Here is a 7,201-nt window from a genome sequence, read left to right as displayed (position 1 = left end):
CGTCCGCACAGCCGGACCGTCGCGGGGTGGAGCAGCCCGGTAGCTCGTCAGGCTCATAACCTGAAGGTCACAGGTTCAAATCCTGTCCCCGCAACCAGCTCCAATACATCACCACAACCGCAAAACCCCGTAGCAACAGCTCCGGGGACTTTATGCGTTCCGGCGGCGGCATTCGACAGCACTTATTGATGGCTAGCCAGCCATATCCCGTGACGTCCCCCCTGTTTTTAGTCCATTTTGAGCGAGAGTTTTCCGGCCTTGTGAAGCCTTCGGGCAAAGAGCTGGAAATACCGCGGGTGATGCGCATCCGTGATTTGGCGGCAACACGGACGCGCTATGGCTATTTCCGGATCTACATCCTGCTGCGCCGGGAAGGGTGGGACGTGAACCATAAACGCGTCTACCGGCTCTATCGGAATGATGGACTGAGCCTTCGGCTCAAGACGCCAAGACGCAACGTCAGCGCTACCAACCGCGAACGCCAACCTGCGGCACTGGCCGCGAACGAGACGTGGTCGCTGGATTTCGTCTCGGACGCCCCTTCGACAAGCTCAGGACAGGCTTGTTCGACGGCCGGCGGTTACGAGCGCTGACCGTGGTCGACACCTTCACCCGCGAAGCGCTGGCGATCGACGTCGACCAGGGCATCAAGGGCGAGCGGGGCGGCGAAGCGATGGCACGGATCTCGTCGATCCACGGCGCGCCCAAGACCATTCGCGTGGACAATGGTCCGGAGTTCATTTCGAAGGCACTCGACCGCTGGGCGTATGAGAACGGCGTGACGCTGGACTTCAGCCGACCGGGCAAGGCTCTCCTGAGCTTGTCGAAGGGCCCACCGACAATGCCTTCGTGGAATCGTTCAACGGTCGGCTTCGCGATGGGTGCCTGAACGCCCCACTGGTTCCTGTCCATCACCGACGCCCGAGCCACGGTCGAGGCCTGGCGGCGGGACGATAACGAGAGCCGTCCTCCCACATCGCTTGGCTGGATAACGCCGGTCGAATATGCTGCTGCAGCGGCCGCCAAGGCGGCCGAATGAACGCCGGAAACCCACCCCAGGTTGGATGAGAAATCCGGGGACCCTCAAACACCGGTCGGTCTCTGGTTGCCGCTGGATGAAAGACTGGGGTCACGTCACAACGCTATCGCGACGGCGAAGTTGAGTTGCGAAGCGTGAGCATCGCCGGCACCGTGATGGGGGTAGCGTTCGTCAGACGCGCGCCGAGGTCGGCGATGATCAGATTGACGGCCTGCGCGGTGACTTCGGCGATCGGCTGGACGATGGCGGTGAGCGACGGATGCGCCAGGCGGATGATCGGGGTGTCGTCGAAGCTGATCAGCGACAGGTCGTCGGGGACGGCGAGGCCCCACTCGCGCGCCAGTTCGAGCGTCGCTAGCGTCATCTGATCATTGCTCGCGATGATCGCGGTCGGCGGGTCGCGCAATGCCAATAGATGCGCAGCGGCGGCGCGGCCGGAGGCGTGGCTGAAATCGCCGACCGCGAGCAGGTCGTCCGCCGCCAATCCCGCCGAGGCCATCGCCGCGCGCCAGCCATCGACCCGCCACGCGCTCAGTTCATACTCCGCGGGGCCGGCGATGAAGCCGATCCGCGTGTGACCGAGTTCGAGCAGATGCTCGGTGGCGATCCGTGCGGCCCGCGTGTCGTCCATGATCAACCGGATGCCGGGCCCTTCGGTCAGCGAGCCGATCCGTGCGAAGCTGATCCCCTGCGCCTCGAGCAGGTTGATGATCAGCGGATTGCCCGAATGCGGCGGCGTCAGGATCACGCCGTCGGGCTGCAACGCGGCGATCGCCGCCATCAGCTCGCGCTCGATATGGTCGCTATGCGTATCGACCAGCTCGACGATCAGCCGATAGCCATGCTCGGCGCAGGTCAGCATTCCGCCCAGCATCATCTGGTCGAACCAGTCGGTGCCCTGCCGCGCGCGCCAGTCGGCGATGGTCCGCTCGCGGTCGTTGAGCGCGAGGATCAGGTAGGAGCGCGAGCCGCCCATGCGCTGCGCCGCGATCGACGGGACATAGCCGAGCTTGTCGATCGACGCCTGGACGCGGGCCATCATCTCGGGCCGGACGCCTGTTTCCTTGTTCACCACGCGGCTGACGGTCTGGAGCGAAACGCCCGCATCCGCCGCGACATGCTTGATCGTCACCGCCTGACGTCGTCTTGCCATCCTGATCAGCTCAGGCTGCGGCCGAGTGGGCAGGAACTGGGCGGGCTGGTGCGCAGTAGCGCGATACATAGGCGGCATGCTCGGGCAGCCCGGCGACGGTCGCGTTGGTATTCTCGCGCAGGCCCCCCAGCAGCCTCGCCAGTTCTTCGTCGCGCAGCTTGGTCGCGATCGGATGATAGCTTTGCGGCACGATCCCCTGGCCGAGCATCACCTGCACCCAGCTATTCTCCGCGAACAGCTCCTCGTTCTTGCGGAACACGCGGCCCGTCTCGCGGAACAGCTCGATCTTCTGTTCGAGCGACTCCGGGATCGGCATCGCCGCGCAGTGCCGCCAGAACGCGCTGTCGCGGCGCTCGGTCGCCTTGTAGTGCAGGATCAGGAAATCGCGGATCTGCAGCATGTCGGTATGCTGCTGGTCGTTGAACTCGGCGACATCGCGCGGACTGACCGCACCCGACGGGAACAGCCGCAGCAACCGCAGCACGGCGCGCTGGATCAGGTGGATGCTGGTCGATTCGAGCGGCTCCATGAACCCGCCCGACAGGCCGATCGCGATGCAGTTGCGATGCCATTGCTGGCGCCGCGCGCCCGTGACGAAACGGATCATGTTCGGCTCGGTGAGCGTCTTGCCCTCGATATTGCCGAGCAGCCGGTCTAGCGCGGCATCGCGGTCGAGATAGCGGCTGCAATAGACCAGACCGTTGCCGGTGCGATGCTGGAGCGGAATGCGCCACTGCCACCCCGCATCATGCGCCATCGCGCGGGTGTAGGGGAGCGCCGGGCGCACGCTCTCGGTCTGGATCGCGATCGCGGAATCGCACGGCAAATAATGCGTCCAGTCGTCGAACCCGGCATGCAGCGCGCCCTCGATCAGCAGCGCGCGAAAGCCGGTGCAGTCGAGGAACAGGTCGCCCTCGATCCGCGCGCCGGACTCGAGCACCAGCGCGGCGATGTCGCCGCTCTCGCTGTCCAGTTCGACCTGTGCGATCTTGCCCTCGAGACGGCGCGTGCCGTCGGCTTCGGCCATCCCGCGCAGATATTTCGCGTAGCGCGTCGAATCGAGCTGATACGCATAGTTCATACGGTCGTCGGGCAGATGCGCGAACTTGCCCTGCAACGCGGCGCGCAGTTCGAGGCAGTAATCGTCGTACGGCTGGTCATGGCCCTTGGTCAGGCCGTGGAGCCAGAAATGCTGGAAGCCGGCGGACCAGTGGTCCTTGCCGGTGATCCCGAACGAGTGGAAATAGCGCTCGCCGCGGACTTTCCAGTCGTCGAACAGGATGCCGAGTTTGAACGTCGCCTGCGTCTCGCGCATGAACTCGGCTTCGTTGATGCCGAGCAGGCGGTTGAAGGTGATCATCGGTGGGATCGTCGATTCCCCGACGCCGACGGTGCCGATCGCGTCGGACTCCACAAGCGTGAGGTCGATCAAGCTCCCCATCGTGCGGGCGATCGCGGCGGCGGCCATCCAGCCGGCGGTGCCGCCGCCCGCGATCACGACGCGGCGGATACGGTTGTCTGTCATCGGCTGAGGGCTCTCAGGAGGAAGGCGCGGAGGCGGCCGGCGCTGTCGGGGGTCAACGGTGCGAGCACGCCACGCGCAGATTCGGGAATGTGCGCGACGACCTCGGGGCCGTTCGAAAAGACATAATGGTCGAACATCTCGCGCCAATGCTGCTTCTCGTCGGCGGGCAGGTCGCGGATCGCCAGCATCGCGTGGTTGAGCGCATCCTGCGGCTGGCCGAGCCAGCGCGGGCTTTCGCGCCACCAGTAATTCACCAGCACGTTGAAGTCGGACAGCCCCTCGACATGATGCCACCACATCGCCGGGATGTAGAGCGCATCGCCCGCCTCGAGCTCGGCGACCTGCGCATGCGCCAGCGCCTCGCGGAACCGCGGGTGTGTGGCGTAATCCGGATCGTGGAAATCGACCATGCTGACCGCGCGGCCTGCCGGCGTGTTGTCGACCGGCCCGAGATACAGGTTGCTGAACTGGTCGCGCGGAAACACCGTGAAGCGCCGTCGGCCGACCGCGACGCAGGCCAGATTGTCGGGCACGTCGTTATGCGCCGCGATGCGTGTCGGCGTGCCCATCCAGATGCTGGCGAGCGGCGTCCGCGCGCCCAGATCGACATGGTTCGCCTCGTGCAGCCCGGTGAAGAACTGATGCATATCGATCGAGGCGAGATAGATCGCGTGCGCGTCTGCCGCGCCTTCGTTCGCGTCGATCCGCGCGAAGATCTCGGGCAATTTCGCGCGCAGCATCTGGAAGTTCATCGCGTGCGCGTCGTCGTAGAACAGCCGCCCGCCGCTGTCCGGCGTGCCGACCGAGACTGCGAAGGGCAGGTCGCGCGCATGGCGCTGGATATAGTCGCGCGCCGCCCGTGACGATCGGCGCCCGGCCTGCACCATCGGCCAGTCGGCGATCAGCCCGCGCACGACGAACGGCGTCGTCGCCTCGCGCAGTCGGACGTCGAGCTCGGCGGGGCCGTCGACCGTGACTTCGCGAACGTCTGCCATCTGCGCGAAGATGCCAGGTCTGGCCTCAGCCATGTGCGATCCGGCGGTTCTTGCGCGCGATCAGCGCGCCGATGTTGCCGAGCGCGGCGAGCGCCATGAAGATCGGCATCAGATGGCCGCCCGCATGCAGGTCCGCGACCGCAGCGTCGTCGAGCGCGACCAGCCGATCCTCGTCGATCACGTGGAATCCGACCAGCCGGTTCTTTGCGCCGTCGTCGAGCGTGACGTCCAGCGTCAGCGGTTCGAGCAGATCATACCGCTGCAACGCCGCGAAGAAATCGGCGGAGGCCACGAAGTCGGTGTCGAGCGCGCGGAGCTGGTCGGCAATCCGTTCGAGATACGGCGTCGGGCGGCCGGTATCGTCGAACACCCGCATGCCTTCGCCGCTGTCCCCGGCGATCCGCGGGCTGGCCATGTCGATATGCACTTGCCGCACGTCCGAGCCGTCGGCGCCGCGGCCGACGAGGAAGGGCTGGCTGTCGATCGCGAGCGGGCGATAGCGCGCGTCCCAGCGGCCATCGGCGAGGAACAGATTCTCGCCTTCCTCGAACCCGAACAGCGCGACGGCGGTGACGCTGCCCTGCGCCGGATCGCGCTGGAACAGGATGGGATAGTCGGTCTGGACGCGGCGGAACTCGCTCGGGACGGTGATGCACGCCATGAGTCCGTCGCCCAGTTCGGGCGCGCGGTCGGTGCGGATCCGCAGGTCGCGGTGGTCGTCGGCGGTGAGGATGGCGTGGTCGGGCATCAGGATATCGGTTCCATGGCGGGCAGGGTGGCATGCCGCAGGGCATCGAGATAGGCGCGATTGGTCGGCAGGCCAGCGGTCAGCATACGCCTGCGCTGATCGACCTTCGCCAGCAAGCCGTTCGTGCGCGACCGGTCGGCGGTGGCGATCGGTCCGCGGGGCGGGGCGGGGAACCCCATCCCGTACAGGACATACTGATAGCTGGCGGCGGGAAAGACCTCGTCGATCATCGGAAAATCGGCGCGCGACGGCGGCTGGTGGCGCCAGAGTTGCAGCAAGTCGGCCAGCCGCGGCGGGATCGACGCCCGATCGCGGTGGTCGCGCCAATAGGGTTCGTCGCGTTCGCTCAGTACGTAATGCAGCTTCAGGAACTCGACGATCCGGTCCCAGCGATAGCGGAACAGCGTGTTGAAGCGGTCGGCGTGGATATCCATCGTGCCGCGGGTGGCGGGGAAGTTGTCGAGCAGCGCGTCGAGCGACAGTTCGATCAGCACGATCGCCGACGCTTCGAGCGGTTCGAGGAAGCCGGCGGAGAGCCCGACCGCTAGGCAATTGCGGTGCCAGAAGCGTTCGCGGTGGCGCGATCGGAACTGGAGTTGGCGGAACGACGGCGTTGGCGCGTCCGGCGCGGTGGCGCGCAGGTAGCGGGTCAGCGTGTCTGCCGCCGCATCGTCACTCAGATGTGCGGATGAATAGACGCAGCCGATGCCGCGCCGGGTCGGCAGGCCGATGTCCCAGATCCAGCCCGCTGCATGCGCGGCGGCGTTGGTCTGCGAGGCGATCGCGCTGTCGGGCGCGACCGGCATCTGCACCGCCAGCGCACGGTCGTTGAACAGTTCGCCGCCGCGATCGACGGTCGCGACGCCGTAATGCGCGCCGATCAGCAGCCCGGCGTGGCCGGTGCAGTCGAGGAACAGGTCGCCGGGAATCGCGCCCGACGCGCGCGTGCGGACCGCGGCGATGTCGCCGTCCTCGGTCGCATCGATCCCGATGACGTGATCGCGGACATGGCGCACGCCCAGCCGCTCGGTCGCATGGCGCATGAGCAGCGCGGCGAGCTTTCCGGCATCCAGATGGTACGCGTAATTCTGCGTGCCGGCATAATCGGGCATCACGCGTTGCCGGGGTGCGAGGTGCTGGCGGCAGAGTTCGGCCTGCGCACCGACCGAGTCAGCGAACCGGTCGCCGTGCTCGGCCCAGGCCGCGACGATGTCGCGCGGGTCGCCCTCGACCGGCGCGGTGAAGGGGTGGAAATAGCTGTCGTCGGTCGAGCCCGTCCGCCAGCCATCGAAGCGCGAGCCCTGTTTGAACGCGGCGTCGCAGGCCAGCAGGAAGTCGGTCTCGGTGATGCCGATCCGTTCGAGCGTCCGGCGCATCGTCGGCCAGGTGCCTTCGCCGACTCCGATGGTCGCGACGTCGGGGGATTCCACCAGCGTGACGCGGATCGGTCGGGCGGCGCCGGGATCGGCCCGCGCGGCGATCAGGCAGGCGGCGAGCCAGCCGGCGGTGCCGCCGCCGACGATCACGATGTTGGCGATCGGCTCGTCCATCGTCTGCTGCCTGTTTCCTTAAACGCGTGCACTGACCGTAGCTTAACCCGTCATCCTGATGAAAGTCAGGATGACGCTAGAGCGGCGCCTCAAGACACCCGATCCTCCCCCGCCAGGGGGAGGTGGCGCCTTAGGCGACGGAGGGGGCGGACACGGAACGATCGTTATCATTTCCTCCCCCTCCGTCAGGC

General features: G+C 66.6%; 5 protein-coding genes, 1 tRNA gene and 1 pseudogene. 2 read left to right on the top strand and 5 right to left on the bottom strand.

Going from position 1 to position 7,201, the window contains the following annotated elements; genetic code table 11:
• Nucleotides 1–20 precede the first annotated feature (20 nt).
• Nucleotides 21–97, top strand: a tRNA-Met gene (locus EQZ23_RS06245).
• A gap of 202 nt (nucleotides 98–299) precedes the next feature.
• Nucleotides 300–1,039, top strand: a pseudogene (locus tag EQZ23_RS06240) (IS3 family transposase); the annotation flags it as partial.
• A gap of 103 nt (nucleotides 1,040–1,142) precedes the next feature.
• Here EQZ23_RS06240 and EQZ23_RS06235 read toward each other — a convergent pair.
• From EQZ23_RS06235 to EQZ23_RS06215, 5 genes are read right to left on the bottom strand one after another with little or no spacing between them, the layout of a single operon-like run.
• Nucleotides 1,143–2,192 (bottom strand): substrate-binding domain-containing protein, encoded by a 1,050-nt coding sequence (locus tag EQZ23_RS06235; RefSeq protein ID WP_128453482.1) that lies wholly within the window; start codon nucleotides 2,190–2,192, stop codon nucleotides 1,143–1,145.
• A gap of 10 nt (nucleotides 2,193–2,202) precedes the next feature.
• On the bottom strand, nucleotides 2,203–3,717 hold the full coding sequence (locus EQZ23_RS06230; RefSeq protein ID WP_128453481.1) for a tryptophan halogenase family protein: 1,515 nt from the start codon (nucleotides 3,715–3,717) through the stop codon (nucleotides 2,203–2,205).
• Nucleotides 3,714–4,745 carry a cupin-like domain-containing protein gene (locus tag EQZ23_RS06225; protein ID WP_128453480.1) on the bottom strand — a complete coding sequence of 344 codons (1,032 nt, stop codon included), beginning with the start codon at nucleotides 4,743–4,745 and terminating at the stop codon, nucleotides 3,714–3,716. Before EQZ23_RS06225 ends, EQZ23_RS06230 begins: the two co-directional genes overlap by 4 nt.
• Nucleotides 4,738–5,460: a SapC family protein gene (locus EQZ23_RS06220; RefSeq protein WP_164913390.1), complete on the bottom strand. Its 723-nt coding sequence runs from the start codon at nucleotides 5,458–5,460 to the stop codon at nucleotides 4,738–4,740. Before EQZ23_RS06220 ends, EQZ23_RS06225 begins: the two co-directional genes overlap by 8 nt.
• Nucleotides 5,460–7,010: a tryptophan halogenase family protein gene (locus tag EQZ23_RS06215; RefSeq protein WP_128453479.1), complete on the bottom strand. Its 1,551-nt coding sequence runs from the start codon at nucleotides 7,008–7,010 to the stop codon at nucleotides 5,460–5,462. The genes EQZ23_RS06220 and EQZ23_RS06215 overlap by 1 nt, the downstream gene beginning before the upstream one ends.
• Nucleotides 7,011–7,201: the final 191 nt, after the last annotated feature.

This window comes from Sphingomonas sp. UV9, assembly GCF_004101245.1.
Classification (GTDB): Bacteria; Pseudomonadota; Alphaproteobacteria; order Sphingomonadales; family Sphingomonadaceae; genus Sphingomonas.
This window is presented reverse-complemented; position numbering and strand designations above follow the sequence as displayed.